The sequence below is a fragment of the Nocardia vulneris genome, assembly GCF_001613425.1.
Lineage (GTDB): Bacteria > Actinomycetota > Actinomycetes > Mycobacteriales > Mycobacteriaceae > Nocardia > Nocardia vulneris.
Genome location: NZ_BDCI01000001.1, coordinates 195,379 through 221,664 on the forward strand (window position 1 = coordinate 195,379; position 26,286 = coordinate 221,664).

Sequence of the window (26,286 nt, forward strand, 5' to 3'; positions counted from 1 at the left end):
GGGCGATGCGGCCGACCGTTCGGTAGGCCAAGTGTCCAGGATACGTCCTATGAGTTCAGCCGCGGAACAGCCGACTCAATTCGACCAGCCAAGGTACCGCGACGGCCATGGTGGGCACGACCAGAATGGCCGCGGAACCGAGGTAGGCGGCGCTGGCGACGCGCACGTCCCCGATCCGCCCGGTGAGCCGCTGGATGCGGATGAGTGTGGTGGGTCCGCCCGCGGCGAGCGCGCCCTGCGGCGCGGTCGACTTGGAACAGGCGACGAGGGCGCGGGCCAGCGGTTTGGGGCCGGTCACTTTCACCGCGGAATCGTCGGCGAGCAGTTCGATCAGCAGTTTCACCGAACCGAGCGCGGCTTTGCTCCGGACCACCCGCGGAAACGCCTCGTGTACCGCGGTGAACGCCTCGAGCACCAGGTCGTGCCGGGCGCGCAGGTGCGAACGCTCGTGGCTGACGATCGCGGTGATCTCGGCGTCGTCCAGGTTGGTCAGCGTGCCCTCGCTGATCACCACGCGCTGACGCAGGCCGGGCAGGCAGTAGGCGATCGGCTCGGTGGCGGCCAGCACGCGGATATCGGCGGCGCGCCGGTGCGGGCCGCTCTGGTCGAGCAGGTCGACGAGCATCCGATGCCGCGCGCGACGCCGACGCGTGTGCACGCCGACCCGGACGATCGCGTAGATGAGCCGCGCGCCGACCAGCAGTGTGAGCATGAACACGAAAACGTAGGCGAGCCACAGCGGTAGACCGAGCGCGTCGATCTCCCGGGTGGGGGAGGTGGTGGGCCGGCCGTCCGAACCCGGCACGAGCAGTTCGGCCGCAATGGCCAGTCCGGAGCCGAACGCGCTGAGCACGGCGGCCAGCGCGATCGCCTGCCAGAGCACGACTGCTGCGCGGGGCGTCCGGTATGTCCAGGTCGCCCGGCTGAGCAGGGCCGGGGCAGGCCCCGCGAGAAGCAATGCGAGACCGGCGAATACCGGCGCGGTTGCGTTCATCGACTCAGCTCACTGCGTTGGGGGCAAGGTCGCGAGGAGTCTACTGCGGTGGCGGTGTGTCCTCGGATGCTTCGAGCTTAGCGAGTGCCTCCCGCAGCGCGGCAGCCTCATCCTTGCCGACCTGTTCGACGAAGTGCACCAGGGCCGCGGCGCGGCTGCCCGCGGCGTCGGCCTGCTGGAGCGCGTCGACCATCAAACTGGCCACGAGCTCGTCGCGGGTGTGCACCGGCGCGTACCGGTGCGCGCGGTCGTCGCGCTGCTGGACCACGAGGTTCTTCTTCGCGAGTCGCTGCAGCACTGTCATCACCGTGGTGTACGCGAGCTCGCGGCGTGCGGCCAATGCCTCGTGCACCTGCCGGACGGTCTGCGGTTCGTCGGTTGACCACAATTGGTCCATGACCGCTTTCTCGAGTTCACCAAGTCCTGCCATCCCACAATTTTAGGGACTCAACGACGCCGATGCGTACTACACGGTGTCGTAACTATGGAATAGCTGGTGTGTCATTTGTCATATGCGGCGGATTTGGACATAGCAGGGCCACCTGCTTTACCCACCACGTGCCGGGTGCCGATCGGCACGATCATGGGTCGCCCGGACACCGGATCCTGCAGCACCGAGGCATCCAGATCGAAGACCTCGCGCAGCAACTGCACGTCGATGATGTCGGCGGGACGGCCCTGCGCGACGATCCGGCCGTCGCGCATGACGATCAGCTCGTCGCTGTAGCGGATCGCCAGGTTCAGATCGTGCAGCACCATCACCACCGTGCGGCCCAGCTCGGCGTGCAGCCGGTCGACCAGGTCGAGCACGTCCACCGCGTGTGCGAGGTCGAGGTAGGTGGTCGGCTCGTCGAGCAGCAGGATGTCGGTGCCCTGCGCGAGCGCCATCGAGATCCAGGCGCGCTGGCGCTGGCCGCCGGACAACTCGTCGAGCGCGCGATCGGCGAGATCGGCGATGCCGGTCTGCTCCAGCGCGGTCAGCACCTCGGCCTCGTCGTCCACCGACCACTGCCGGAACCAGGACTGGTGCGGATGCCGGCCGCGCGCGACGAGATCGGCGACGGTGAGGCCCTCCGGCGCGACCGGCGACTGCGGCAGCATGCCGATCACCCGGGCCACGTCCTTGGTCTTCATCGTCGAAATGGCCTTGCCGTCCAACAGCACTCGGCCCTGCTGCGGGCGCAGCAGCCGGCCGAGCGAACGCAGCAGGGTCGACTTGCCGCACCCGTTCGGGCCGATCACGGTGGTGATCACGCCGGGGGCGATGTCGAGGGTGAGGCCGTCGACGATCACCCGGTCGCCGTAGCCGAGGCTGACGTCGACGGCGGCGAGCCGAGTCGGCGCCGGCTGCCTGCCGTCCGCGGCATCTGTGGTCATGACAGCGTCGCCTTCCGATTCATTCGCACGAGCAGGTAGAGCAGGAACGGGCCGCCCAGCCCGGCGGTGACGATGCCGACCGGGAGGTCGGCGGGGAACACCGAGCGGGACGCGATATCCGCGCCGACCACCAGGATGGCACCGACGAGCGCCGACCCGATCAGCGGTTCGCCGGGGGTGCGCAGCAGTCGGCGGGCGATCTGCGGGGCGGCCAGCGCGACGAAGGCCACCGGCCCGACCGCCGCGGTCGCCACCGAGGAGCTGACCACCGCCGCGCCGATCAGGATCGCCTGCTGGGTCTGGATGCGCACGCCGAGCGAGCGGGTCGTGTCGGTGCCGAGCCGCAGCGCCGCCAGCGTGCGGGCCGAGCCGAGCGCGACCAGCACCACCACGGCGAGCGCCAATGCCGCTGGGAGCAAACGAGATCGATCGGCGTTGTTGAGAGATCCGTTGAGCCACAACTGCACCAGCTGGGCGTCCTGCAGCGTGGCCCGGGTGATCAACCAGCTGATGCCCGCCAGCAGCACGGCGTTGATGCCGACGCCGACCAGGACGAGCCGCAGGCCGGTGACGCCTTGATCGCCGGTCGGGCTGCGTCCCCAGGCCAGCAGGTAGATGGCCGCGGCGGTGAGCAGGCCACCGGTGAGCGCGGCCAGTGGCGCGCCGATGGTCGCGGCCAGGCCGGTGCCGCCCGCGCCGACGATCACCGTCACCGCGCCGAGGCTGGCGCCCGTGGTGATACCGAGCATGTCCGGCGCGGCCAGCGGATTGTGCAGGATCGACTGCGTGATCGCGCCCGAAAGACCAAGGGCCGCACCGACGACCAGGGCGGTCAGCGCCCGGGGCAGGCGTGAATCCAGGACGATGAAGCGCTGCGACCGGGTGCCGCCGCCGGACAGCACGTCGAGCACCCGGCCGAGCGGGATGTGCGAGTCGCCGGTGGCGATGTCGAGGCAGAACAGCAGCAGCATCGCCGCGGCCAGCGCGACGACGATCAGCACCATGGCCGGGCGCAGCACGAGCGAGACCGGACCGACGCGCAGGGCCGGGCGCGCGCCGCGGGTTTTCAACGAGACGGTCACAGGCTCACCAGCTTTCGACGGCGCACGAACGCGATGAAGCAGGGCGCGCCGATCACGGCGAGCATGACGCCGACCTGGAGTTCACCGGGCCGGGCGACCACCCGCCCGACGATATCGGCGAGCATCAGCAGGATCGCGCCGATCAAGCCGGAATAGGGAATCATCCAGCGGAAATCGGGTCCGGTCACGACGCGCGCGATATGCGGCACGATCAAACCGAGAAAGGCGATCGGCCCGACCGCCGCGGTGGCCGCGCCGGACAGCAGCACCACCGCGGCCAGCCCGAGGGCGCGGCTGCGGCCGATGTTCACGCCTAGCCCGCGCGCCACCTCGTCGCCGAGGCTCAGCAGGTTCAAGCCGGGCGAGGCGATCACGGCGAGCAGGACGCCGAACGCGAGGAACGGCAGCACCTGCCACAGCACCGTGGCGTCGCGGCCCGCGATGGTGCCGACCACCCAGAAGCGGTAGGTGTCCAGCGCGGTGGCGTCGAGCAGCACCACGGCCTGGGTCATGGCTTGCAGGAAGGCGGTGACGGCCGCGCCGGCCAGGACCAGGCTCAGCGGGCTGGCCTTGCCGCCGCCGACGGCGGAGGCGCCGAACACGACGACCCCCGCGAGCAGCGCCCCGACGAACGCGAACCAGATGTACTGGTTGGGCGTGGTGAAGCCGAAGAGATAGATGCTGAGGGCGGCGAAAAAGCCTGCGCCCGCGTTCAATCCGAGCAGGCCGGCGTCGGCGAGCGGGTTGCGGGTGTAGCCCTGGATGAGCGCGCCCGCCATGCCGAGCGCCACGCCGGTGGCGAGGGCCAGTGCGGTGCGTGGCAACCGGAGTCCCCGGACGATTTCCTCGGCGGTGGATCCGGCGGGGCAGGTGAACGGGCCACCCGCGCAGGTGAGGGCGTGCTGCACGGCGTCGTAGACGGTGCCGGGCGAGAGCGACCTGGTCCCGATCGCGACGCTCGCGATCATGGTGAGCAGGAGCAGCGCGGTCAGGACGAGAAGCCCGGTCAGTCGCCGCCGCCGTGCGGTCCCAAGCGTGGTCACGGTGACGAACTACTCCTGATTCGGTCTGGCACAGTACTGATTGGTCTGGTAAGCCTAACCTATCTTGCTGTACCCACCGCGACGGCCAACCCCTCAGGAGGTTCGCGCAATGCCCGAGCTCATGACCACCTGCCCGCCACGCCATACGACCATGGCGTTCGATCACGCCTGTGCCAGGTTGCGCGCGTTGCAACCTGAACATCCGCGCGTGTACGCGGTGGCGGCGATGGCTGAGCAGGGCAAGCGGCGCTGGTGGCGACTGGCCGACGGTGTGCGGGAGGGGCGCATCGAGTTGATGTACCGGCGGCACGCGGCCGAGATGATCCGCGCCGACGTGGCGGCGGAGGTGGTGGCCACCGCGCTCATCCACGCGGTGGTCGGCCGGGTGACCGCACTGCTGGTGTCGGAGGGGCGGGCCTGGGATCCGGGGTTGGAGAACCTGTGGATCCACACCGACAACGACGGCGGCATCGATTGGGCGGGTCTGGGCGACACCACGATTCGCGTGGTCGACGGCGATGCGCTGGCGCGTGAGCCGGGTGTGGTGGCGCTGCCGTGTGAGGGTGCGATGTACGTCTGGCTCGCGCATCGGTGCGAACCCTCGCTGACGCTCATCCAGTCGAGCATGGCGCGGTACTCGGGTCTGAGCCCGCGGCGCTTCTGGCAGCTCGTCGGCGAATCCATCGCGGGCGCTTCGACTTACGTGCCGGACCTGGCGCGGACCGACGCGGTGGTCGGCACCCGGCGTGGTCAGGGCCTGTTGGCGGCGCTGGAGCGCCGGGGATTGCCGGTGCGTCGCACGACGGGCTTGCTTACTTAGGTAAGCCTGACCTATACTCATAACCGGCGTAAGGATTGAGCGAGAGTCCCGAGGGCTGCGGTGACCCCCGATCCATTGCCGCTGAGGGCCTCACCTCCGGGTGGGGCCCTCAGCTCTGTCTGCTGTGACCCATGTCGCTCGGTTCGCCTCTGGCGTGGCGCGAATTCTCGGGTCTAATGTCGGACGCCGTCGCGGACGTGAATTCTCCTGAACCCCTGGGGGATTCGTCCGATTTCGAGTCGCCGACCGTCCGTTTGCGCTGTCCCGCAAACCTTCTCGGCTACTCATCGCGTGCCGAGGAGTGTGCCGGGTGCTCGTCCGAAAATTCTCGCATCGTCGTTGCCTCGCGGGCCTCACCGCCACGGCGGCGCTACTGCTCGTATCCGCGTGCGGTGGCCACGATCCGCAACTGCGCAGTCACGTGGCGGCACCGAGCGGCGCGGCCGGCGCCCCGCACTGGGATTACGACGCCGAAGGCCCCGACCACTGGGCCGACCTCGACCACGCCTACCTGACCTGTCAGAACGGCCACGAACAGTCGCCGATCGACCTGCCGAGCCACACCCGGCTCGAACCGGACGAGCCCATCGACATCGACTACGCGACGGTGCCCGCGCTCGAACTGGTCAACAACGGGCACACCGTGCAGGCGAATCTCCCCGCGGGCAACGGGAATCGGCTCGTCATCGGGGGCGCCGAATTCGAACTGGCCCAGTTCCACTTCCACCTGCCGAGCGAGCACACCGTCGACGGCGCGGGCACCGCGATGGAGTTGCACCTCGTGCACAAGAACGGTGCGGGCGCCCTGGCGGTGCTCGGCGTGCTGTTGCAGGCCGCGGCCGTACCGTCGCCCCTCGATCCGATCCTCGCGGCCGCACCGGCGGCGCCGGGCGTCCCGGCCGCGGCCGCCGGTCTCGACCTGCGTGCCCTGCTGCCCGTCGACCTGGACCAGTTCCGGTATCGCGGCTCGCTCACCACGCCGCCCTGTAGCGAAGGGGTCTCCTGGACCGTGCTCGAGCATCCGGTCGCGGTGGGGTCCGCCGGTGTCGATCGCTATCGGACGTTGTTCGCGCACAGCAACCGTCCGACACAGCCGCGGTACGGCCGGGCGATCACGCTGGCAGGCAATTGAGCCAGCGGAGATCCTCGGCAACCGCTGTGCAAAAGTGGACGTCATGACAGAGCAGCAGACCACCATGGGCGAGTTCATGGCGGACATCACCCCCGAGCTGATGACGAAGGTGAGCGAGGGGACCTTCACCGACCTGATCGGCCTGCGCTACACCGAGACCACCCCGGATCGGGTGCGTGGCGAATGGTCCGTCGCGCCGCGGCTCTTCCAGCCCGCCGGCATCCAGAACGGCGGCGTGTACTGCACGGTCATCGAAACGCTCGCCAGCGTCGGCGGCGGCATCTGGTACGGCGGGCGCGGCACCGTCGTCGGCGTGAACAACAACACCGACTTCCTGCGTGCGGTGCGCGAGGGCGTCCTCTACGGCGAGGCGACGCCGATCCATCGCGGCCGGCTGCAACAGCTCTGGGTCGTGGTGATCACCGACGATCAGCAGCGGGTGGTGGCCCGGGGCCAGGTGCGATTGCAGAACCTGCCCGCCGAGCGCTGAGCGGGCGCTCGCGCCGCGCCGCCGGAACGGGCGTGCCAGAATGACCGTCACCCTAACAACCCGACCCGGTGAGGAGCCCGGATGCGCCTGTCCCCGCACGAGCAGGAACGGCTGCTGCTGAGCTACGCGGCCGAACTGGCCCGGCGCAGGCAGGCGCGTGGACTCAAGCTCAACCATCCCGAAGCCGTCGCGCTGATCACCGATCATGTGCTCGAGGGCGCGCGCGACGGTCGCTCGGTCGCCGAACTGATGTCCTCCGGGCGCACGGTGCTCGCGCGCGCCGACGTGATGGACGGTGTGCCGGAGATGATCCACGACGTCCAGGTCGAGGCCACCTTCCCGGACGGCACCAAGCTCGTCACCGTTCACCACCCGATCGCCTAGAAGGACGCGCAGCATGATTCCCGGTGAATACCTCTGCGCGGCGGGGACTATCGCGTTGAACGCGGGTGCGGCGCGGATCGAACTCGACGTGGTCAACACCGGCGACCGGCCGGTGCAGGTCGGTAGCCACGTGCATTTCCCGCAGGCGAACGCCGCGCTGCGCTTCGACCGGACGGCGGCGCACGGCCACCGCCTCGATATCCCGGCGGGTACCGCGGTGCGCTTCGAACCCGGTCTCGGGCAGCGTGTTTCGCTGGTGCCGCTGGGCGGCACCCGCGAGGTGCACGGCATCAGCGCGAATCCGCCGGGCCGGTTGGACGCCCAGTGAGCAACGACATCGAAGCTGTGCCGCACCGGGATTCGCCTGTCGACTCGCGTGCGCGCCGGACCGGGGAGGCATCGTGACCGAATTGAGCCGGGCCCGCTACGCGGAGCTCTTCGGGCCGACCACCGGCGACCGAATCCGGTTGGCCGACACCGATCTGCTGATCGAGATCACCGAAGACCGCAGCGGCGGACCGGGTCTCGCGGGTGAGGAGGCCGTGTTCGGCGGTGGCAAGGTGCTGCGCGAGTCGATGGGGCAGTCGCGCGCCACCCGCGCCGACGGCGCGCCGGACACCGTGATCACCGGTGCGGTGATCATCGACCACTGGGGCATCATCAAGGCCGACATCGGCATTCGCGACGGACGCATCTGCGGCATCGGCAAGGCGGGCAATCCCGACACGATGAGCGGTGTGCATCCCGACCTCGTCGTCGGCCCGTCCACCGAGATCATCTCCGGTAACGGCCGCATCCTCACCGCGGGCGCGATCGACTGCCATGTGCATTTCATCTGCCCGCAGCTGATGGACGAGGCGCTCGGCGGCGGCATCACCACCCTGATCGGCGGCGGCACCGGCCCGGCCGAAGGCAGCAAGGCGACCACCGTGACGCCCGGCGCGTGGCATCTGGCCCGCATGCTGGAGGCCACCGACGGCTGGCCGCTGAACATCGTGCTGCTCGGCAAGGGAAACACGGTCAGCGCCGACGCCATGTGGGAGCAATTGCGCGCCGGCGCGGCAGGTTTCAAGCTGCACGAGGACTGGGGCTCCACCCCGGCCGCGATCGATGCCTGCCTGCGGGTCGCCGACGCCACGGGGGTGCAGGTGGCGCTGCACTCGGACACGTTGAACGAGGCGGGTTTTGTCGAGGACACCCTCGGCGCGATCGCCGGCCGCGGCATCCACGCCTATCACACCGAGGGCGCGGGCGGCGGGCACGCACCCGACATCATCACGGTCGCAGCGCATCTCAACGTGCTGCCCAGCTCGACCAATCCGACCCGCCCGCACACGGTCAACACCCTCGACGAGCATCTCGACATGCTCATGGTGTGCCACCATCTCAGCGCGTCCATCCCCGAGGATCTGGCGTTCGCGGAGAGCCGGATCCGGCCGTCCACCATCGCCGCCGAAGACCTGCTGCACGATCTCGGCGCGATCTCCATGATCGGCAGTGATTCCCAGGCGATGGGCCGCATCGGCGAGGTGGTGCTGCGTACCTGGCAGACCGCGCACGTGATGAAACGCCGCCGCGGCGCGCTGCCCGGCGACGGCGCCGCCGACAATGCCCGGGTACAGCGCTACATCGCGAAATACACCATCTGCCCGGCCGTCGCGCACGGCCTGGACCACGAGATCGGTTCGGTCGAGGTCGGCAAGCTGGCCGATCTGGTGCTGTGGGAGCCCGCCTTCTTCGGGGTGCGCCCGCACGCCGTGCTCAAGGGCGGGGCGATCGCCTGGGCCGCGATGGGTGACGCGAACGCGTCCATCCCGACCCCGCAACCGGTGCTGCCGCGCCCCATGTTCGGCGCCGCCCCGCTGGCCGCCGCCGCCACCTCCCTGCATTTCGTTTCCGAGCAGGCGATCGAGGACGGCCTCGCCGACCGCCTGCGCGTGCACCGAAAACTGGCCCCCGTCAAGAATGTTCGCGCCCGCACCAAGGCCGACATGCCGCACAACGACGCCATGCCCCGCATCGAGGTGGACCCCGACACCTTCACCGTCCGCATCGACGGCGAAGTCTGGACCGAACAACCCGCCACCGAACTTCCCATGGCCCAACGCTATTTCCTGTTCTGAGCGCACCCGCCGAAAATCGCTCGCGGTGCGAGTCGTCCAGCGGCACGCTCTACGGATGGAAGTACCACAGCGCGAGATCCGCGCTCTGCATACGGAATCCACCATCACCGTCTATCAGGCGTACTCGCCGGTGATCGGTGGTCCAGCCGCCCGCGACGGGCGCTTCCCCGCAGCGTGGCAGCGGGATCGGATGACATGGATCAAGCCGTCGTTTCTGTGGATGATGTACCGCTGCGGCTGGGGCACCAAACCGGATCAGGAAACCGTGCTCGCCGTGGAGATCTCGCGCAGCGGCTTCGAATGGGCGTTACGGCACGCGTGCCTGTCGAGCTATCAGCCCGGCCGATATCCCGACCTCGATACCTGGCGAAGTCGGCTGAAACGCGCTCCTGCCCGGGTCCAGTGGGATCCTGAGCGGGATCTCTCCCTGCGGCCCCTTCCGCATCGGTCGCTGCAACTCGGGCTCAGCGGGGAGGCCGCACGGCGCTACGCGGACGAGTGGACGGTCGCCATCGATGATGTGACGCCGCTCGCCCACGAGATCCACACGCTGGTCAGCGCAGGCGAATTCGACTCTGCCGCCCGGCTGTTGCCGCAGGAGCGGCCCTACCCGGCGACGGACGAACTGCTGAGCCACCTTCGTCCGTGACGACCGATCGTTCGGCTAGGGGGAGAGGTCGACCATGAGGGTGGCGAGTTGGAGGGCGGCGGCGCAGGGGTTCAGTTGCGTGGCCTGGGTGCGGTTCTGGATGCGCCAGACGATCGAGCCGTTGGCCGCTGCGGCGACGGCGCAGTCACCGGGGTCGTGCGGATTGCGGATGTAGAAGGCGGTGGCGGTCACCGTACCGAGCACGTGCTTGGTGATCACCATGTGCTCGGTCTCGAAGCCGTCGGCGCGGGCGCGGTCCCAGATCTGCTGAAGCGAGTCGCGGGTCGAGAAGGTGAAGCTGACCCCGGCGTCGCCGTCGCCGATCTGGGCGTCCCAGAGGCAGGCCTGCGGCGTGTGGTGCGCGAGCAGCGCGGTGGCCCGCACGGCGTCGCGGATCTGATCCGTGGTCACCGGGGCACAGTCGGCGTAAGGGTGGGCGGCGACGGCAGGGGCGGCGTCGGGCGGGGGAGTTCCGCATGCGGCCAGGAGGCCGGCGAACGCGGCGAATCCGGCGATGCGGGCAGCGAACGGCTTCATCACCGCCCCTTTTCTGGATCGATCTCGGGTCAGACCAGGTGACGGTACCGAGACACGCCGAACGAGGCCACCTGAGCAGGGGCGATCTTGCTCACTCCAGGCGGTCAGCCTTCGGTCGCGGGGCCCGGCAGCGCACCACCGCGCAGCCGGTGGTGCCGGAACGCGAGGCGCACGATATCGGCGATACCGGAATCGGCGATCGAATAGACATTGCGTCTGCCCGCTTTACGCATATTCACCAAACCGGCCAGTCGGAGTTTTGCGAGATGCTGACTGACCGCGGGTACGGTTTGACCGATCTCGGTGGCGAGGGTGCCGACATCGCGGTCGCCCTGGCTCAGCAGCCACAGGATCTGCAGCCGGGCGGTAGCCGCGAGCATGCCGAAAACCGCTGCCGCGTCCTGTAGTTCCGCCGCCGGGATGAGGTCCGGCTCGCCGTGTTCGGTCACGTCCGCCTCCAACCTGACCGTAGCGTGGCACGGAGTCGAATACTTGCGCAACTGATTGACGAACACCGGTCACCGGGTTTCTAATTATGGGTGCGCAATTCTGCGTGGATGAGCAACCAACGAAGCGGGGTGAGCGGCTGATGCCGGTTGACAGTATCGACGTCTCCAGCCGGTCCGCCTCGGCGAAACGGGTTGTGCCGGTTCGTCGTTGATCTGCCCGCGCGATCCGGTCCGGTAGCGGCCCGCCGATCGCCCGACGCGGCACCGGATTTCGACATTCTTCGACCGACAGGTCGGCGCACGAGGCGCGGGCCTGTGCAGTAGGCGCGTCCGTCTCCGGCGGTCGCGCCGAGGCCCGGGCGCGACTCGATGCCGCGTGCGCGCGGGCGCCGGACTCGCGTGCAGCGGGCCGCAGCCTCACCAGACGTCACGAAGTATTGGAGTTCGCCATGGCGATCATGTTCAAGAGGGCCGAAACACCGCACCGCGCACCGAATCTGGAGCGTCAGGCGATCTGGTTCACGATCGGGCTCTATCTGCTGATCAGCGTCGGACTGCTGACCATGCACTACGCGCACCCGCAGGGGCCGGTCGGTTCGTCGTCGGTCTCGCCCGCCCACTCCTCCTACGGACGCTGACCGATGCGGCCCACCAGCGGCGTCGCGGCCGCCGACCGTTTCGATACCGAAGTTCTGCAACAACATTGGATTCCGCTGGCGGCCGCCGATGCGGAGACCGCCGCGGTGCTGCGCGAGCGGCTCGGCGTAGATTTCGCCGCCGCGCGCCAGCGGGTCTGGGAAACCGACAACTTCCTCTATCTGCCGGTGGTGGCCAACTACAAACGCGGCGATGCGATCGAACGCGAGACGATCGTGTTCGCGCTCGGCGCCGAGTTCCTGGTGACCCTGCAACCGGACGAGCATTTCGTGCCGTTCGACAAGGCCATCGCGAAGATGCGGCGCAATCCGGCGCTCACCGGTTCCGCGCACGGTGTCATGTATGCGTTGCTGTGGGCGCTCAACGAGGCGTCCGAGCGGGTCATCTACTACGCCAGCGACGCGTTGGAGGCGATGAACGACGAGATCGAAATGGCCACCAACGGTTACGATCAGCGCGGCCGCGAGATCGGCGTCGCCGACATGCGCGGCACCATGTCCCGGATGAACGCCGCCGAGGAGATCGTCTCGCGCACGCAGGAGACTCAACTCCAATTGGCCCGTGCGGCACGGCATCTGATGGCCGATATCGCCGTGCACAGCGCAGAGCTGGAGAGCCTGATCGCCATCCTGATCGCCGATATCGACGGCGTGAAGCAGCATGCCGGCTTCGAACACGACAAGGTGCGTTATCTACAGCAGTCGGTGCTGACCTGGCTCGACGTCAAACAGAACCAGATCGTGAAGGTGTTCACCATCATCACCGCGGTCTTCCTGCCGCCGACGCTGATCGCCACCTTCTACGGCATGAATTTCACCTGGATGCCGGAGCTGGAGTGGCAGCACGGCTTCCTCGCGACCACGCTGATGACCTTGGTGGCGGCCGTGATCCCGCTGGCCTACATCAAACGCAAAGGCTGGCTGCGCTGAGCGCGGCTCCCGGTCTGAATGCCGTGGTCCGGCGCGTCGTTCCATATCATAACAAGCATGACGGCCGCCGGTAGCAGCTCGCCCGCGGCACCGCGCCGGGACGCCCGGACCGAACGCTGGCGTGCGCACCGGGAGCAGGTGCGCGGCGAGTTCGTCGATGCCGCGTTCCGGGCGCTCGCCGAGCACGGGCCCGATGTGAGCATGGACGACATCGCGCGGGCGGCCGGCTGTGCCAAACCCAAGCTGTACCGGCATTTCGCGGACAAGACGGATCTGTACCTGGCGATCCTCGAACGGGTGCAGAGCACGCTGTGGGAGCGCGTGCTGGCCCGGATCAGCCTGACCACCGATACCCTCGCCCATCTGCTGCACACCGCTATCGCCGAGTACGTCGCGGTGGTCGAGGAACAGCCCGACGTGTTCCGTTTCCTGGTGCACAGCAGGATGGCTCAGCAGGCCGAGCAGCCCGAGCGCGCGATCGAGGTGGCGCAGCGCTCGGCCCTGCTGGCCGCTCAGCTGATCGAGGAGCGCCTGGCCGGGCAGGACGTCGACACCGGCAGCCTGGAGCTGACCGCGTACGCCATCTTCGGCGCGGTCGGCTCGGCCACCGACTGGTGGCTCGGCGCGAACCGGGCCCGTACCGAGGTGATGTCCACCGAGCGGTTCGCCGAGCATGTCAGCATCATCGCCGAGGGCATGCTCGACGGCGTCGCCCGGTTGAACAACCTGCCGATCGACGTCGATCAGCCGGTACACCTCGCGTTCCGGACGGAGTGAGTCACGACACCTCGACCTGTGCCGAAACCTGCTGCGGGGCAGTCGGAATCGGGCGCCCCGGGTCGAGCAAGCGCAATGCCCGCCGGCCGAGCCGTTCCATCCGCGCGAGATCCAGCGGCTGGGCGATCCGCCGATTCACGCCCGGTGCGATGCGCAGCAGGAAGTAACCCAGCCACGCCTCGGCCCGGACCGGTACGACCGCGAGGTCGTAGCGCACCGCCCGCTGCGCCGCCCGCGCCACCAGATCCGGACTCAGCGGCGAGAAGGGTAGTTTCGCGACCACCTCCTGGACCTGCCTGGCCAGTTCCTTTCCGCGCGTGACGAGTTCCTGATCGACGCCGACCGTCACGGCGTGTTCGCCGATATTGGTGTTGATCACCCCGGGGCAGATCGCACTCACGCCGATGCCCTTGGGCCCGAACTCGAGTCGCAGGCATTCGGTGAGCATCTTCACCCCGGCCTTGGACACCGAGTAGGCCGACATCACCGGTGTCGGCGTGAACGCGGCCGCCGAGGCGATGTTCACGATGTGGCCGCGGGTGCCGTTGTCGATCATCTGCTTGCCGAACACCCGGCAGCCGTACACCACGCCGAACAGGTTCACGCTCAGCTGGCGCTCCCAGTCGGCGGGGGACAGGTCCACGAACGCGCCGCTGACCAGCATGCCCGCATTGTTGACCAGCACATCGGGCACGCCGTGATCGGCCAGAACGTTGCGGGCGAAGATTTCCCACGCGTCCGGATCGGTCACGTCCAGTTCGGCCGCACTGGCTCGCCTGCCCCGCGCGTGGATCATGGCCGCGGTGGCGTGCGCCGAATCGGGATCGAGGTCGCAGACCACGACGTGGGCGCCCGCCTCGGCGAAACGAAGCGCGATCGCCCGGCCGATGCCGCTGCCCGCGCCGGTCACCACGACCAGTTCGGGCCGGATATTGGTGCGTCTCATGCAGATTCCTCGAGGATCACGCCCGTGCGACGGGCCGGGGCGGGTCGCCGGTAGTGGTAGTTGTCGAGATCGAAATGCCGGTTGTGCCAGTACATCTCGCCGTGCGTGGACGGACGGAACGGCGAATCGCCGTGACTGTTGATGTAATAGGTGTTCGACCCTGCGCACGCCGAGGTGAACAGGAAGTTCTTCTCCTGTCGTTGCAGGCATTTGGCGAAGTACGCGTCGTGGGCCTGCTGACTGATCTCGCACTCGGTCGCGCCGCGCCGTTTGGTCTCGGCGATGGCGCGGCTCAGGTGCGCCGCGGTGGCCTCGATCATCCAGATGTAGGAACCGAGCACGAAACCGTAGGGGCCGGTGATGGTGAACATGTTCGGGAACCCGGGTACCGACACGCCCTGGTAGGCCTGGAACCGGTGCCGGTCCCAGAATTCGCCGAGATCACGCCCGTCGCGGCCGGTCACCGGGAAGGGCGGGACCGAATCCTTTTCCCACAGTTTGAATCCCGTGGCGCAGATCAGCACATCGATCGCGTGCTCGTTGCCGTCGACGGTGGTGATGCCGCGCTCGCCGATGAAGCCGATCGGCTCGGTGATCAGGCTGACGTCGGGGCGGTTGAACGTGGCGAGGTACTCGTTCGACATGGATGGGCGTTTGCAGCCCAGGCCGTAGGCCGGAATCAGCTTCTCCCGGACTATCGGATCGTGCACCTGGGCGCGCATCCAGCGGCGGGCCGGAATCTCGGCCAGCCGGCGTCCCGCGTCCGAGAGCCAGGTGGGGCCGACGACCATCCCGCCCATGCCCACCTCGGTGGCGACCGTGCCGAGCAGGCGGATGCCCGAGCGCAGCCACGGCCGCCCGAGGATCGCACGACCGAGTGGGCCCACCGCCGCATCGGTTTTCGGGAAGACCCAGATCGGCGTGCGCTGGAACACGCTCAAATGGGCTACCTCGTCGGCGATCGCGGGCACCAGTTGCAGGGCGGTCGCGCCGGTGCCGATCACGGCCACCCGCTTGCCCGCCAACGCCACGTCGTCGTCCCACAGCGCGGTGTGCATCAGCGTGCCGCCGAACTCGTGCAGGCCCGGGATATCCGGCAGCTTCGGGCGTTCCAGCCCGCCGATCGCCATCACCACGTGGCGGGCGGTGAGCGTGCGCCCGCTGTCGGTGCCGAGCAACCACAGGCGCTCGCCCTCGTCGTACACCGCGGACACGACGGTGGTGTTCAGCCGCAACTTGGGCCGCAGCCCGTACTTGTCCACCATGCCGTCGGCGTAGTCGCGTAACTCGCTGCCGGGCGCGAAGATTCGCGACCAGTCGCCGCGCTGCTCATAGGAGAAGCTGTAGATGAACGAGGGGATGTCCACCGCGACACCCGGATAGGTGTTGGCGTGCCAGGTGCCACCGACCCGATCCCACTTGTCCACGATGACGAAGTCGTGAATGCCCTTGCGCTGCAGAGCGATACCGGCGCCGATGCCGCCGAATCCCGCGCCGACCACGATCACCTCGTGGTCGGGACCGCCCGCGCTCATCGGAGGTGCCCGACGAGGGAGCCTTCGGCGCCGAACAGTTCCTGCTGCCAGCGCTGCAAGAGCTCGCGCGAGTCGATGTCGTCGGGGTGGAAACCGGGCCGCAGGTACAGCACCAGTTCCCGGCCGAGGCCACGGAACACCGGGCCGCGGAACAGCGTGAAGGCCTCTTTGACCAGGCTCAGCGGATACCGCCGGGCGTCCGGGTCGCGACTGAGCGACATGGTCAGGCTGACCGCGGTGAACGGGACGGTGAGCGCGACCAGGGTGGCCATGGTGAGGATGCGCATGGTCTCGGTGCCGCCCACCGCGCGGTAGACGTCGAAGGCGACCGACTTGTGCTCCAGTTCTTCGAAGGCGTGCCAGTTCAACAGGTTTCGCACTTCTTCGTCCCCGGCCAGGGCCTGGATCTCCGGGCTGGACAGCACCCGTTCGGCAAGCACCGCGGTGTAGTGCTCGGCCGCCGCGGTGGCGGCCAGGTGCAGGTGCGCGGGGATGCGCTGTTCGAAGCGCTTCTGCCGTTCGACGACGCTCGGGGCGTCGAGCCATTCGATGGGATAACCCATTTCGACGAGCCGGTCGTTGAGCCGGCGATGTTCGCGGCCGTGGGTCGCCTCCTGTCCGATGAATCCGGACACCCGCTCCTTGAGCACCGGATCGGTGATCTGGTCGGCGAACCGCCGGACCGAGCGGATGAACGACTCCTCGCCGGGCGGGAAGCCCGCGGAGAGCCCGGCGATGAAATGGCTGAACACCATGTCGCCGCCCGCGTAGTACTTGGCCATCGGTACCGGCTCGCCGAAGCGGAATCTGATCCGCCGCGCTTTCGGATAGCCGCTGCCTGTGCGCTGCGCTGTGCGCACCCGTTGCTCGGTCATTTCGCACCTCATTGAGCTCGGTACCGTCAGTATGCGGTACTACTAGTACGATACCGTCTCAGACGGTTTGGGCAAGAGGCGTTCGGGAACGGCTGTCCGCCGCCCGGAATCGCCGAGCGGTGCGGCCGCGGGTGAATGTTTGCTGAGAGGTTGCAGACTTCTGGAAAACGGGTTACGTTCGTCCAGGACGGATAGTCGTAAGTGCCCTAGCTTTTCGAGAAGTCCCGGGAGCATCTGATGAGGAACCGACTTTTAGCTGCAACATTGCTCCATGGCAGGGCGTGAACCGCATGACCATGATGATCACGCCGCAGGACGACCTGCTGGCCACGAATGAATTCCTACGCGACGGCGTGCGCTTCGGCGTGACGATCGGCCGGCCGCAGCCCTATCCCGCCGGGGCGGGCTGGCGCTGCCGGGTCCGGGTCGAATGCGGAACGAGCCGCCTCGAACAGTCCCAGGTGGTCGCGCCCACCGCCCATGAGGTCCTGGAGCTGGCGCTCGAGCTGGTGACCAACCGCCTCGCCATCAGCCAGGCCGAGTTCTTCGAAGGCGCGACGGTAGCTCCGCGCGCCTAGGATCGCGCCCGAAGTCGGTGCGGCCGCGGCGATCTGCGGGCATCCTGTAAGGGTTGATGCAGACCTGAACAGGGGTGGTGGCTGCCGTGGACGACGATGCCGCGATGGATGCCTATTCACGCACAGTGATCTCGGTGGCCGCGTCGGTCACGCCCCATGTGGCGAGCGTGCGGACGCGTCGGGGGAGTGGATCGGCGGTGGTGTTCACCGACGACGGCTTCATGCTGACCAACGCGCACGTGATCGGTTCGGCCGCCGGTGGTGATGTGGTCTTCGCCGACGGTGTGGAGGCGAAATTCGAGGTGGTCGGCATCGATCCGCTCTCGGACCTCGCTGTGCTGCGCTCGCGCAGCGGCGCGCCGGGCGCGGTGCAACTCGGTGACGCGGACGAACTCGTCGTCGGGCAGCTGGTGGTCGCCGTGGGCAGCCCGCTCGGCCTGGCGGGGTCGGTCACCGCGGGTGTGGTGAGCGCGCTCGGACGGGCCGTACCGGTGGCGTCCCGGCGCGCCGGACGGGTGATCGAAGACGTCATCCAGACCGACGCCGCGCTCAATCCCGGCAATTCCGGTGGGGCGCTGTCCGATTCGGCGGGGCGCGTGGTCGGCATCAACACCGCGGTCGCCGGTATCGGTCTGGGCCTTGCCATTCCGATCAACGCGACCACCCGCCGCATCATCGGCACTCTGCACACCGAAGGCCGGGTGCGCCGCGCCTATCTCGGGCTCGTCGGCATGCCTGCACCGCTGCCCGCGCCGGTGGCGGAACGGACCGGCCAGGCCGCCGGGGTGCGCATCATGGAGGTGGTGCGCGGTGGCCCCGCCGACGCCGCGGGCCTGCGCCGCGGCGATCTGGTGCTCAGTGTGGCGCGCGCGGAAGTCCGTGACGCGCAAGGCATTCAACGTCAGTTGTTCGCCGACGCGATCGGCACCAAGCTCCCCGTCACGGTGCTGCGCAACGGCGCGATGGTCGACGTGATCGCGGTCCCCATCGAACTCACCGTCGACTGACGCACCGATTCTGTCTTCCCGCACGCCTGCCGGCCTGCCGGAGCGGGTGCGGGAACGCAGAAGGGGTGCGTCAGTCGGCGGCGGCAGCGACCGGTTCCGGTTCCGGCGTGGGCTCGGTGGTCAGCCGGGCGTCGACGATCAGGCCCGCGATACCGATCGCGATCAGGACGCAGGAGAACACGATCATCGCCGGGTGGGTATTGCCGGTGAGCGCGTCGCCGAGGATCACCGTGCCGACCGTACCGGGCAGCACGCCGAGCAGGGTGGCGATCATGTACGGCCAGAAGCGGATCGAGGACAATCCGGCGCAGTAGTTGATCACCGAGAACGGCACGGCCGCGATGAGCCGCAGCGAGCCGACCGCCAGCCAGCCCCGCCGCCGCAGCCGCTCGTCGACGGCACGGACCGCCGGATGGGTGAGCCGGGACGCGACCTGTTCGCGGTCCAGCGCCCGCACCAGCAGGATGGCCAGTGCGGCACTGACCGTGGTCGCGCCGACCGCGAGCGCGATGCCGAGCACCGGACCGAACAGCAGCCCGGCGCTGACCGTGAACACGGTGCGCGGAATCGGCGCGACCGTCACCAGCGCGTGCACCACGAAGAACAGCAGCGCAAAGACCGGTCCGACCGAGCCTGCCCAGTCCTGGATCTGCTGCGGACTCGGCAGCGGAACCAGCAGCGCCGCCACGAAAATCGCCGCCACGCCGACGAGCAGCGCGAGCACTCGCGGGTCACGGATCAGCCTGGTCACCGGGGCCAGATTACCGGGTGGTAGTGGTACTAGGGAGCAACGCGTGCGGCGGGTGCCGCTAGCATCAGAAGAAACGGGACGAATGCTCGTTAACCAAAGTGGTCGCTGAACAGGGCGAATGCGGAGGTTTTCGGCACAAACCACGGGTGCGCCTGCAGTCGAGTGGAAGAGGAACAGCAAGCTATGCCGATTGCTTCAGAGCCCGGGACGGAACCGGTGCCCGAGTATGCCGCGTGGCGCAAGGGTGTGGCGGGGGTGCTGGCGAAGGTCCGGCGCGTCGACATCGCCGATCTGCCCGAGGAGCCCGAACAGCTCCTCGACGAAACCACCTATGACGGGCTGACGATAGCGCCGTTGTACACGCGCCGGAACGAACGGCCGGAGCAGCCGCTGCCGGGCACGTTCCCGTTCGTGCGGGGCGGCGACGCCACCCGCGACGTGCACCGCGGCTGGCATGTGAGCGCCTACTTCGGCGGCGCCGACGCGGCAGCGGTCAATCGCGAGATCATGGCCGGGTTGGAGAGCGGGATCAGCGCGCTGTGGCTCGGCGTGGGCGAACGCGGCGTCGCGGTCGCGGACCTGCCCGCCGCCCTCGCCGGCGTGCTGTTCGATCTCGCGCCGCTCACCCTGGACGCGGGCGAGGTCACGGCCGAGGCGGCCGCGCAGGTGTTCGCGGCACTGGACGGCTACGACGCGACCGACCGCGCGGACATCAGCGTCTCGCTCGGCGCCGCACCGCTGACCAGTCGCTTCGCCGAGCGCGGCGATCTCGGCCTGACCGAGACGATCACGCTGGCCGAGACCGCGGCCGGCCGTGCGGAGACGGTGCGCGCGATCACCGTGGACGGCACCGCCTTCCACGACGCGGGCGCTTCGGACGCGCAGGAACTGGGTGCCGCCGTCGCTGCGGGCCTGGCGTATCTGCGTGCGCTCACCGAGCGCCTGGACATCGCGGATGCGCTGGAGCAGTTGGCCTTCCGGTTCGCGGCCACCGACGACCAGTTCGCCACGATCGTGAAGTTCCGTGCCGCGCGGCAACTCTGGGCCCGGGTCGCGCACGTGTGCGGTGCGCCCGATTTCGGTGGCGCGCCGCAGCACGCGGTGACCTCCGCGGCCATGATGACCCAGCGCGACCCGTGGGTGAACCTGCTGCGCACCACCCTGGCGGCCTTCGGTGCCGGAGTCGGCGGCGCGGACTCGGTGACCGTGCTGCCGTTCGATTCGGCGTTGCCCGCCGGGGAACTCGGCGTCTCGAAGTCGTTCGCGGACCGCATGGCGCGCAATACCCAGCTGCTGCTGCTCGAGGAGTCGCGGCTCGGTTTCGTGCAGGACCCGGGGGCGGGCTCCTGGTACGTCGAGGACTACACGAGCGAACTCGCCGCGAAGGCGTGGGAGTTCCTGCAGGAGATCGAGGCCGCCGGCGGCTATCTCGCCGCGCTGGACTCCGGTCTGCTGGCCGAGCGCATCGCCGCCACCAAGGCGGCCCGCGCCGGGGATGTCGCACACCGGAAAACGGCCGTCACCGGCGTCAACGAATTTCCGAACCTGGCCGAAAAGCCACTGTCCGAAGCCGCCCGGCAGGCCGGTCGCGTCGCTCGCTACGGCGCGGCGTTCGAGGAGTTGCGCAATCGCTCCGACGCCTACCTGGCTGCGCACGGCGCCCGGCCGAAAGCGTTACTGGTGCCGCTGGGCTCGGTCGCCGAGCACAACGTGCGGGTGACCTTCATCGCGAACCTGCTGGCCTCCGGCGGGATCGAATCGATCAATCCGGGCCCGCTGGCGATCGACGGAATCGCCGCCGCCGCAACCGAAGCCGGTGCGCCGATCGCGGTGCTCTGCGGTGCCGACAAGCGCTACGGCACCGAAGCCGGTGCGGCGGTGGCGCAATTGCGCGCCGCCGGGGTGGAAACGGTGTTGCTGGCCGGTGCTGCGAAAGCGGTCGCCGAGTTGAGCGACGCGCAACGACCTGACGGATTCCTCGCGGCAAAGATCGATGCGGTCGCGGCGCTGTCCGGCCTGTTGGAGAAGGTGGGAGCCTGATGACGACCAGGGAAATCAAACACGTGGTAGGCAGTTTCGCCGAGGTCCCGTTGACGGACCCGGCCGCCGCACCCGCGGCGGTCGACGCCGCGCAGGTCGACGCCTACGTGCGCGAGGCCGCCACGGCGAACCACTATGCGCCCGAGCAGTTGACCTGGTCGACGCCCGAAGGTATCGACGTGCCACCGGTGTTCACCAGGGCCGACCGGGATGCCGTTGTGGCCGAGGGGTATCCGCTCGACACCGTGCCGGGCGTCGCGCCGTTCGTGCGCGGGCCGTACCCGACGATGTACGTCAATCAGCCGTGGACCATCCGCCAGTACGCCGGCTTCTCCACCGCCGCGGACTCGAATGCCTTCTACCGCCGCAACCTGCAGGCCGGGCAGAAGGGCCTCTCGGTCGCGTTCGACCTGGCGACGCACCGCGGTTACGACTCCGATCACCCGCGCGTGCAGGGTGACGTCGGCATGGCCGGTGTCGCCATCGACTCGATTCTCGACATGCGTCAGCTCTTCGACCACATCCCGCTCGATCAGGTCAGCGTGTCGATGACGATGAACGGCGCGGTGCTGCCCATCCTCGCGCTGTATGTCGTTGCGGCAGAAGAGCAAGGCGTCGCGCCCGAGCAGCTGGCCGGAACCATTCAGAACGACATTCTGAAAGAGTTCATGGTCCGCAACACCTACATCTATCCGCCCAAACCCTCGATGCGGATCATCTCCGACATCTTCGCCTACACCAGCGCCAAGATGCCGAAGTTCAACTCGATCTCCATCTCCGGCTACCACATTCAGGAAGCGGGCGCGACCGCCGATCTGGAGCTGGCCTACACCCTCGCCGACGGTGTGGAGTACATCCGGGCGGGGATCGACGCGGGCATGGCGGTGGACAAGTTCGCGCCGCGGCTCTCGTTCTTCTGGGCGATCGGCATGAACTTCTTCATGGAGGTCGCCAAGCTGCGCGCCGGACGGCTGCTGTGGAGCGAACTCGTCGCGAAATTCGAGCCGAAGAGCGCGAAATCGCTGTCGCTGCGCACGCATTCGCAGACCTCGGGCTGGTCGCTCACCGCGCAGGACGCCTACAACAACGTGGCCCGCACCTGCATCGAGGCGATGGCCGCGACCCAGGGACACACCCAGTCGCTGCACACCAACGCGCTGGACGAGGCGCTGGCCCTGCCGACGGACTTCTCCGCCCGCATCGCGCGCAACACCCAGCTGCTGATCCAGCAGGAGTCCAACACCACCCGTCCGGTGGACCCGTGGGGCGGTTCGTATTACGTCGAATGGCTGACCCATCAGCTGGCCAACCGGGCCCGCGCGCACATCGAAGAGGTGGAAGCGCACGGCGGCATGGCCCAGGCGATCGGCGAGGGCATCCCGAAGCTGCGCATCGAAGAGGCCGCGGCCCGCACCCAGGCCCGGATCGACACCGGTCAGCAGCCGGTGATCGGGGTCAACAAGTATCAGGCCGAAGAGGACCAGCAGGTCGAGGTCCTCAAGGTGGAGAACTCGCGGGTGCGCGCCGAGCAGATCGAGAAGCTGCGCCGGCTGCGCGCCGAACGGGATTCGGGCGAGGTCGAACGGGCGCTCGCCGAATTGACCAGGGCCGCGGCGTCTTCCGAAGGCGGCATGGCGAACAACCTGCTCGCCCTGGCCATTGATGCCGCCCGCGCCAAGGCCACGGTCGGTGAGATCTCCGACGCGCTGGAGCAGGTGTACGGCAGGCACCAGGCGGAGATCCGTACGCTGTCCGGTGTGTACCGCGACGAGGCCGGCAAGGTCACCAACATCACCACCGCGAGCGGTCTGGTCGAGGAGTTCGCCGAGGCGGAGGGGCGTCGCCCGCGCATCCTGGTCGCGAAAATGGGACAGGACGGCCACGACCGCGGACAGAAGGTGATCGCCACCGCCTTCGCCGACCTCGGCTTCGACGTCGACGTGGGCCCGCTGTTCCAGACCCCCGAAGAGGTGGCGCAGCAGGCGGCCGACAACGACGTGCACGTCGTCGGTGTGTCGTCGCTGGCGGCCGGCCACCTCACGCTGGTGCCCGCTTTGCGGCAGGCACTGGCCGAGGCGGGGCGACCCGACATCATGGTGATCGTCGGCGGCGTGATCCCGCCGGACGATTTCGCCGCGCTGTACGAGGCGGGCGCGGCGGCGATCTTCCCGCCGGGCACCGTCATCGCCGATGCCGCGATCGATCTGCTGAAGAAGCTCGCGCACGAGCTCGGCCACGAAATCGGCAGCGGCGCCGGCGAATCCGCCGCCACCGAATGACCGGTCGGGACACTCCCGCGACCGCTGGCGACCTTCGGGCGGATTCGCCCCCCGAAGGTCGCCGCCCGGCGCGCGGCCGGGCGATCGACGTCGACGCGTTGGCGAAGTCGATCCAGGCCGGCGAGCGGGCCGCGCTGGCGCGGGCGATCACCCTGGTCGAGTCGACCCGCTCGGATCACCGCGACCTGGCCCAGCAGCTGCTGCTGCGGCTGACGCCGGACGCGCACAGTTCGGCGACCGCGAACGTGTCGAATCGGGTTGGTATCACCGGTGTTCCGGGGGTCGGCAAGTCGACCTTCATCGACGCGCTCGGCATGGACCTGATCGGCAAGGGGCACCGCGTCGCGGTGCTCGCGGTCGATCCGTCCTCCACCCGCACCGGCGGCTCCATCCTCGGCGACAAGACCCGGATGGCCCGATTGTCGGTGGAGCGCAACGCCTATATCCGGCCCTCGCCCACCGCGGGCACGCTCGGTGGGGTGGCGAAGGCGACCCGCGAAACCATCGTGCTGCTCGAGGCCGCCGGTTACGACGTCATCCTGGTCGAGACGGTCGGCGTCGGCCAGTCCGAGGTGACCGTCGCCAACATGGTCGACGTGTTCTGCTTCCTCACCCTGGCCCGCACCGGAGATCAGTTGCAGGGCATCAAGAAGGGTGTGCTGGAGCTGGCCGATCTGGTGGCGGTGAACAAGGCCGACGGCAAACACGAGATGGAGGCGAAAGCCGCCGCCCGCGAACTGACCGGTGCCCTGCGCCTCATCCACCCGCACGACGCGCTCTGGCGCCCACCGGTACTCACCATGAGCGGCCTGGAAGGCGTTGGCCTGGACAAGTTCTGGGACACCGTCCTGCAGCACCGCCGCGTCCTCACCGACGCGGGCGAATTCGACGAGAAACGCCGCCGCCAGCAGATCGACTGGACCTGGACCATGGTCCACGACCAACTCCTGCGCCGCCTGGCCGACAACCCCCACGTAAAAGCCATCCGCACCGACATAGAATCCCAAGTCCGCGAAGGCACCCTCACCGCCGCCCTAGCCGCCGAACAGCTCCTGCGCGCCTTCGACACCCGCTGACCGTATTGCGAACGGGTTGACAATGATTGCCGCAGTGTCTTCGAAATCTTTGACGTTGCGGGTTACCACGGTGAGGCCGTGGGTCAGGGCGGTGGCGGCGATGAGGCCATCGGCCATGTCGATCGAGGGGGCGCTGAGGCGGGACCAGGTGCGGGCGATGTCGGCGGTGACGGGGAGGATGCGGTCGCTGTAGCGGGATTCGATATCGGAGATGGCGGCGTCGAATTTGTCTGCGCGCGCATTGTCGCCGCGACGGCGCAAGAGGGCGGCGCCGCGGCGTAGTTCGCCGAGGGTGATCACGCTGAGCCACTGGTCGGCTTGTCGCGTCGCACGGAACCAGTCGAGTACTGCGGGAGCGGGTTTCGGGCGCATCAATTCGGACAGCACGTTGGTGTCGAGCAAGTAGGTCATGCGGCGATCACCCGGCCGCGGAGTCGGGGGAGGGTGGGTCGAACAGGTCCACCTCGCGGGGCTTGCTGTGCTGCCGGTCGGCTGCGACCTCGTCGAGTACATCGGCGACCTCGTCGCCGAGGCCTGCGAAGGTGACCAGCAAATGGTCGACGAAGCTGATGTCGGGCCGGGTGAGCCTGCGGTACTCGTTGATGTCGACGACCACGGCCACCGCGTCCCCGTGCCGCGTAATGGTCTGCGGCTCGGTCTCCGCGGCGCGTAGCACCTCGGAGAACCGCTGCTTCGCCTCCTGAACTTGCCATTGCATGGTGGTGTCTCCCGCTTCCATCGTCAGTAGCTGCATCTAGACAGTCTAGACAGAATTTCGAGCCGCTGTCGACCTTGCATCGACCCCGGGGGCGGGTGGATACCGTGGTGCGTCGGATGCGCCCGGTTCATCGTCTCGGTCGTGTGACCGCTATTCGAGATCGAACAGTTCGGCGGCGTTGCGGTAGCAGACTCGGCGCAGCCAAGCATCGCCCATATTCAGTCGTTCCAGCGCGTACACGGCGTGGTCGTAGGTGTAGGGAATGTTCGGGAAATCGCTGCCGAAAAGAATGCGGTCGCCGAGGGCTTGCATCCGGCCGCGTTCGGCGTCGGGAAACGGATCTACCTCTTCGAAGAAATCGGTGAACGTCATGGTCGTGTCCAGCCGGAGCTGCGGGTATTCCTCGGCCAGATCGAAGAATTCGGTGTACTCCGGCGCGCCCATGTGCGCGATGATGAGCCGCAGTCGCGGAAAGCGGCGCAGCAGTGCGGCAATGGGCGCGGGCCCGGTGAATTCGCCGGGGACGGGCCCGGATCCGCAATGGATCAGCACCGGTGTCGCGGACTCCTGCAGCAACGCCCACACGGGATCGAGCAACGGATCGCCGGGATGGAAGCGGCCGACCTGGATGTGCACCTTGAACAGTCGCGCCCCCCGCTCCAGTGCCGTGCGCACGTAGACCTCGGCGCCGGGCTCCGGATAGAACGTCGCGGTGTGCAGGCAATCCGGTGTGCGCTCGGCGAATTCGGCGGTCCACTCGTTGAGCCAGGCCGCCATCTCCGGTTTGTGCGGGTAGACCAGCGCGCTGAACGCGCGAACGCCGAAGCCGCGCAACGTCTTCAACCGCACCTGCTCGTCGTCTCGGTAGGCGATGGGCCAGGCGCGGGCGGTGAGCGGACCGGCGGCGTCGAAGTAGGCCCACACCTTCTGCATCACCGGTTCGGGCATGAAATGGGTGTGCACGTCGATGATTCCGGGCAGGGCGAGCCGGGCGCGGAACTCGGCGAGATACGCGGTGTCGTCCTGGTCGCCGCTCAC

The 26,286-nt window shown here is 68.5% G+C and carries 29 protein-coding genes; 15 read left to right on the plus strand and 14 right to left on the minus strand.

Going from position 1 to position 26,286, the window contains the following annotated elements; genetic code table 11:
- Positions 1-55 precede the first annotated feature (55 nt).
- From NVU01S_RS00785 to NVU01S_RS00805, 5 genes are all read right to left on the minus strand, one after another.
- Positions 56-994 carry a M56 family metallopeptidase gene (locus NVU01S_RS00785; RefSeq protein WP_041562723.1) on the minus strand — a complete coding sequence of 313 codons (939 nt, stop codon included), beginning with the start codon at positions 992-994 and terminating at the stop codon, positions 56-58.
- A 40-nt stretch (positions 995-1,034) separates the two neighbouring features.
- Positions 1,035-1,424, minus strand: coding sequence for a BlaI/MecI/CopY family transcriptional regulator (locus NVU01S_RS00790; protein ID WP_029899854.1), 390 nt, complete (start codon positions 1,422-1,424; stop codon positions 1,035-1,037).
- Positions 1,425-1,495: 71 nt separating this feature from the next.
- Complete coding sequence (locus NVU01S_RS00795; RefSeq protein WP_043678583.1) at positions 1,496-2,371, minus strand: ABC transporter ATP-binding protein; 876 nt, start codon at positions 2,369-2,371, stop codon at positions 1,496-1,498.
- A complete protein-coding gene (locus NVU01S_RS00800) occupies positions 2,368-3,453 on the minus strand; it encodes a FecCD family ABC transporter permease (RefSeq protein ID WP_043678581.1) in 1,086 nt (361 codons plus the stop codon). Before NVU01S_RS00800 ends, NVU01S_RS00795 begins: the two co-directional genes overlap by 4 nt.
- Positions 3,450-4,496, minus strand: coding sequence for a FecCD family ABC transporter permease (locus NVU01S_RS00805; RefSeq protein WP_043678579.1), 1,047 nt, complete (start codon positions 4,494-4,496; stop codon positions 3,450-3,452). The genes NVU01S_RS00800 and NVU01S_RS00805 overlap by 4 nt, the downstream gene beginning before the upstream one ends.
- A 109-nt stretch (positions 4,497-4,605) precedes the next feature.
- Between NVU01S_RS00805 and NVU01S_RS00810 the strand changes: the two genes are divergently transcribed.
- The 7 genes from NVU01S_RS00810 to NVU01S_RS00840 all read left to right on the plus strand — a co-directional run bounded on the left by NVU01S_RS00810 (position 4,606) and on the right by NVU01S_RS00840 (position 10,094).
- A complete protein-coding gene (locus NVU01S_RS00810) occupies positions 4,606-5,316 on the plus strand; it encodes a hypothetical protein (RefSeq protein ID WP_043678577.1) in 711 nt (236 codons plus the stop codon).
- Positions 5,317-5,626: 310 nt separating this feature from the next.
- Positions 5,627-6,448 (plus strand): carbonic anhydrase, encoded by an 822-nt coding sequence (locus NVU01S_RS00815; RefSeq protein WP_052281471.1) that lies wholly within the window; start codon positions 5,627-5,629, stop codon positions 6,446-6,448.
- A 43-nt stretch (positions 6,449-6,491) separates the two neighbouring features.
- Positions 6,492-6,938 (plus strand): PaaI family thioesterase, encoded by a 447-nt coding sequence (locus tag NVU01S_RS00820; RefSeq protein ID WP_043683397.1) that lies wholly within the window; start codon positions 6,492-6,494, stop codon positions 6,936-6,938.
- Between the two features lie 81 nt (positions 6,939-7,019).
- A complete protein-coding gene (locus NVU01S_RS00825) occupies positions 7,020-7,322 on the plus strand; it encodes an urease subunit gamma (RefSeq protein ID WP_014984739.1) in 303 nt (100 codons plus the stop codon).
- A gap of 13 nt (positions 7,323-7,335) precedes the next feature.
- Positions 7,336-7,650 carry an urease subunit beta gene (locus NVU01S_RS00830; RefSeq protein WP_043683394.1) on the plus strand — a complete coding sequence of 105 codons (315 nt, stop codon included), beginning with the start codon at positions 7,336-7,338 and terminating at the stop codon, positions 7,648-7,650.
- A 73-nt stretch (positions 7,651-7,723) separates the two neighbouring features.
- Positions 7,724-9,445: an urease subunit alpha gene (locus NVU01S_RS00835; RefSeq protein ID WP_014984741.1), complete on the plus strand. Its 1,722-nt coding sequence runs from the start codon at positions 7,724-7,726 to the stop codon at positions 9,443-9,445.
- Positions 9,446-9,500: 55 nt separating this feature from the next.
- Positions 9,501-10,094 (plus strand): DUF4291 domain-containing protein, encoded by a 594-nt coding sequence (locus NVU01S_RS00840; RefSeq protein ID WP_063048030.1) that lies wholly within the window; start codon positions 9,501-9,503, stop codon positions 10,092-10,094.
- 15 nt (positions 10,095-10,109) lie between these two features.
- Here the strand turns inward: NVU01S_RS00840 and NVU01S_RS00845 are convergent, their stop codons facing one another.
- On the minus strand, positions 10,110-10,631 hold the full coding sequence (locus tag NVU01S_RS00845) for a DUF3558 family protein (protein ID WP_043681662.1): 522 nt from the start codon (positions 10,629-10,631) through the stop codon (positions 10,110-10,112).
- Between the two features lie 104 nt (positions 10,632-10,735).
- On the minus strand, positions 10,736-11,080 hold the full coding sequence (locus NVU01S_RS00850; RefSeq protein ID WP_244467537.1) for an ArsR/SmtB family transcription factor: 345 nt from the start codon (positions 11,078-11,080) through the stop codon (positions 10,736-10,738).
- 449 nt (positions 11,081-11,529) lie between these two features.
- Here NVU01S_RS00850 and NVU01S_RS00855 point away from each other — a divergent pair, with 449 nt between their 5' ends.
- Genes NVU01S_RS00855 through NVU01S_RS00865 form a run of 3 tightly spaced genes read left to right on the plus strand, consistent with a single transcriptional unit; the run spans position 11,530 to position 13,443 of the window.
- The gene (locus NVU01S_RS00855; protein WP_043681668.1) at positions 11,530-11,718 is read left to right on the plus strand and encodes a hypothetical protein; all 189 of its coding nucleotides are present in this window, start codon (positions 11,530-11,532) and stop codon (positions 11,716-11,718) included.
- 3 nt (positions 11,719-11,721) lie between these two features.
- The gene (locus NVU01S_RS42180; RefSeq protein WP_082032444.1) at positions 11,722-12,666 is read left to right on the plus strand and encodes a CorA family divalent cation transporter; all 945 of its coding nucleotides are present in this window, start codon (positions 11,722-11,724) and stop codon (positions 12,664-12,666) included.
- A gap of 57 nt (positions 12,667-12,723) precedes the next feature.
- Positions 12,724-13,443, plus strand: a complete 720-nt coding sequence (locus NVU01S_RS00865; RefSeq protein WP_043681670.1) for a TetR/AcrR family transcriptional regulator — start codon at positions 12,724-12,726, stop codon at positions 13,441-13,443.
- A 1-nt stretch (position 13,444) separates the two neighbouring features.
- Here NVU01S_RS00865 and NVU01S_RS00870 read toward each other — a convergent pair whose 3' ends face one another.
- The 3 genes from NVU01S_RS00870 to NVU01S_RS00880 are packed head-to-tail and all read right to left on the minus strand — an operon-like array spanning position 13,445 to position 16,799.
- Positions 13,445-14,389, minus strand: coding sequence for an SDR family NAD(P)-dependent oxidoreductase (locus NVU01S_RS00870; protein ID WP_043681673.1), 945 nt, complete (start codon positions 14,387-14,389; stop codon positions 13,445-13,447).
- Positions 14,386-15,924 carry a flavin-containing monooxygenase gene (locus tag NVU01S_RS00875; protein WP_043681676.1) on the minus strand — a complete coding sequence of 513 codons (1,539 nt, stop codon included), beginning with the start codon at positions 15,922-15,924 and terminating at the stop codon, positions 14,386-14,388. Before NVU01S_RS00875 ends, NVU01S_RS00870 begins: the two co-directional genes overlap by 4 nt.
- Positions 15,921-16,799 carry a metal-dependent hydrolase gene (locus NVU01S_RS00880; RefSeq protein ID WP_052281379.1) on the minus strand — a complete coding sequence of 293 codons (879 nt, stop codon included), beginning with the start codon at positions 16,797-16,799 and terminating at the stop codon, positions 15,921-15,923. Before NVU01S_RS00880 ends, NVU01S_RS00875 begins: the two co-directional genes overlap by 4 nt.
- 290 nt (positions 16,800-17,089) lie before the next feature.
- Between NVU01S_RS00880 and NVU01S_RS00885 the strand changes: the two genes are divergently transcribed.
- On the plus strand, positions 17,090-17,377 hold the full coding sequence (locus NVU01S_RS00885) for a hypothetical protein (protein WP_244467538.1): 288 nt from the start codon (positions 17,090-17,092) through the stop codon (positions 17,375-17,377).
- A 104-nt stretch (positions 17,378-17,481) separates the two neighbouring features.
- A complete protein-coding gene (locus tag NVU01S_RS00890; protein WP_043681730.1) occupies positions 17,482-18,384 on the plus strand; it encodes a S1C family serine protease in 903 nt (300 codons plus the stop codon).
- A gap of 70 nt (positions 18,385-18,454) precedes the next feature.
- On the opposite strand, the gene NVU01S_RS00895 is transcribed toward NVU01S_RS00890, so the two are convergent.
- A complete protein-coding gene (locus tag NVU01S_RS00895) occupies positions 18,455-19,135 on the minus strand; it encodes a TVP38/TMEM64 family protein (protein WP_175068856.1) in 681 nt (226 codons plus the stop codon).
- A 183-nt stretch (positions 19,136-19,318) separates the two neighbouring features.
- Here NVU01S_RS00895 and NVU01S_RS00900 point away from each other — a divergent pair, with 183 nt between their 5' ends.
- From NVU01S_RS00900 to meaB, 3 genes are read left to right on the plus strand one after another with little or no spacing between them, the layout of a single operon-like run.
- Complete coding sequence (locus NVU01S_RS00900) at positions 19,319-21,175, plus strand: methylmalonyl-CoA mutase family protein (RefSeq protein ID WP_043681682.1); 1,857 nt, start codon at positions 19,319-19,321, stop codon at positions 21,173-21,175.
- Complete coding sequence (scpA, locus tag NVU01S_RS00905; protein WP_043681685.1) at positions 21,175-23,454, plus strand: methylmalonyl-CoA mutase; 2,280 nt, start codon at positions 21,175-21,177, stop codon at positions 23,452-23,454. Before NVU01S_RS00900 ends, scpA begins: the two co-directional genes overlap by 1 nt.
- Entirely contained in the window at positions 23,451-24,530 is a 1,080-nt protein-coding gene (gene meaB / locus NVU01S_RS00910; RefSeq protein ID WP_244467539.1) for a methylmalonyl Co-A mutase-associated GTPase MeaB, read from the plus strand. Before scpA ends, meaB begins: the two co-directional genes overlap by 4 nt.
- Here the strand turns inward: meaB and NVU01S_RS00915 are convergent.
- The 3 genes from NVU01S_RS00915 to NVU01S_RS00925 form a co-directional block, all read right to left on the minus strand.
- Positions 24,489-24,932, minus strand: a complete 444-nt coding sequence (locus NVU01S_RS00915) for a type II toxin-antitoxin system VapC family toxin (protein ID WP_209444899.1) — start codon at positions 24,930-24,932, stop codon at positions 24,489-24,491. The two genes, meaB and NVU01S_RS00915, sit on opposite strands and share 42 nt — an antisense overlap.
- Before the next feature lie 16 nt (positions 24,933-24,948).
- Positions 24,949-25,284: a type II toxin-antitoxin system Phd/YefM family antitoxin gene (locus tag NVU01S_RS00920; protein WP_244467540.1), complete on the minus strand. Its 336-nt coding sequence runs from the start codon at positions 25,282-25,284 to the stop codon at positions 24,949-24,951.
- 114 nt (positions 25,285-25,398) lie between these two features.
- Positions 25,399-26,286, minus strand: coding sequence for an amidohydrolase family protein (locus NVU01S_RS00925; protein ID WP_043681742.1), 888 nt, complete (start codon positions 26,284-26,286; stop codon positions 25,399-25,401).

Bases quoted from the DNA above. Each gene is read 5' to 3' on its own strand.
- NVU01S_RS00855 (WP_043681668.1), top strand. From the start codon at position 11,530: ATGGCGATCATGTTCAAGAGGGCCGAAACACCGCACCGCGCACCGAAT.
- NVU01S_RS00830 (WP_043683394.1), top strand. From the start codon at position 7,336: ATGATTCCCGGTGAATACCTCTGCGCGGCGGGGACTATCGCGTTGAAC.
- NVU01S_RS00885 (WP_244467538.1), top strand. From the start codon at position 17,090: ATGACCATGATGATCACGCCGCAGGACGACCTGCTGGCCACGAATGAA.
- NVU01S_RS00875 (WP_043681676.1), bottom strand. From the start codon at position 15,924: ATGAGCGCGGGCGGTCCCGACCACGAGGTGATCGTGGTCGGCGCGGGA.
- NVU01S_RS00785 (WP_041562723.1), bottom strand. From the start codon at position 994: ATGAACGCAACCGCGCCGGTATTCGCCGGTCTCGCATTGCTTCTCGCG.
- NVU01S_RS00870 (WP_043681673.1), bottom strand. From the start codon at position 14,389: ATGAGACGCACCAATATCCGGCCCGAACTGGTCGTGGTGACCGGCGCG.
- NVU01S_RS00865 (WP_043681670.1), top strand. From the start codon at position 12,724: ATGACGGCCGCCGGTAGCAGCTCGCCCGCGGCACCGCGCCGGGACGCC.
- scpA (WP_043681685.1), top strand. From the start codon at position 21,175: ATGACGACCAGGGAAATCAAACACGTGGTAGGCAGTTTCGCCGAGGTC.
- NVU01S_RS00880 (WP_052281379.1), bottom strand. From the start codon at position 16,799: ATGACCGAGCAACGGGTGCGCACAGCGCAGCGCACAGGCAGCGGCTAT.
- NVU01S_RS42180 (WP_082032444.1), top strand. From the start codon at position 11,722: ATGCGGCCCACCAGCGGCGTCGCGGCCGCCGACCGTTTCGATACCGAA.
- NVU01S_RS00825 (WP_014984739.1), top strand. From the start codon at position 7,020: ATGCGCCTGTCCCCGCACGAGCAGGAACGGCTGCTGCTGAGCTACGCG.
- NVU01S_RS00810 (WP_043678577.1), top strand. From the start codon at position 4,606: ATGCCCGAGCTCATGACCACCTGCCCGCCACGCCATACGACCATGGCG.
- NVU01S_RS00900 (WP_043681682.1), top strand. From the start codon at position 19,319: ATGCCGATTGCTTCAGAGCCCGGGACGGAACCGGTGCCCGAGTATGCC.
- NVU01S_RS00795 (WP_043678583.1), bottom strand. From the start codon at position 2,371: ATGACCACAGATGCCGCGGACGGCAGGCAGCCGGCGCCGACTCGGCTC.
- meaB (WP_244467539.1), top strand. From the start codon at position 23,451: ATGACCGGTCGGGACACTCCCGCGACCGCTGGCGACCTTCGGGCGGAT.
- NVU01S_RS00820 (WP_043683397.1), top strand. From the start codon at position 6,492: ATGACAGAGCAGCAGACCACCATGGGCGAGTTCATGGCGGACATCACC.
- NVU01S_RS00840 (WP_063048030.1), top strand. From the start codon at position 9,501: ATGGAAGTACCACAGCGCGAGATCCGCGCTCTGCATACGGAATCCACC.
- NVU01S_RS00790 (WP_029899854.1), bottom strand. From the start codon at position 1,424: ATGGCAGGACTTGGTGAACTCGAGAAAGCGGTCATGGACCAATTGTGG.
- NVU01S_RS00845 (WP_043681662.1), bottom strand. From the start codon at position 10,631: ATGAAGCCGTTCGCTGCCCGCATCGCCGGATTCGCCGCGTTCGCCGGC.
- NVU01S_RS00920 (WP_244467540.1), bottom strand. From the start codon at position 25,284: ATGCAGCTACTGACGATGGAAGCGGGAGACACCACCATGCAATGGCAA.
- NVU01S_RS00890 (WP_043681730.1), top strand. From the start codon at position 17,482: ATGGATGCCTATTCACGCACAGTGATCTCGGTGGCCGCGTCGGTCACG.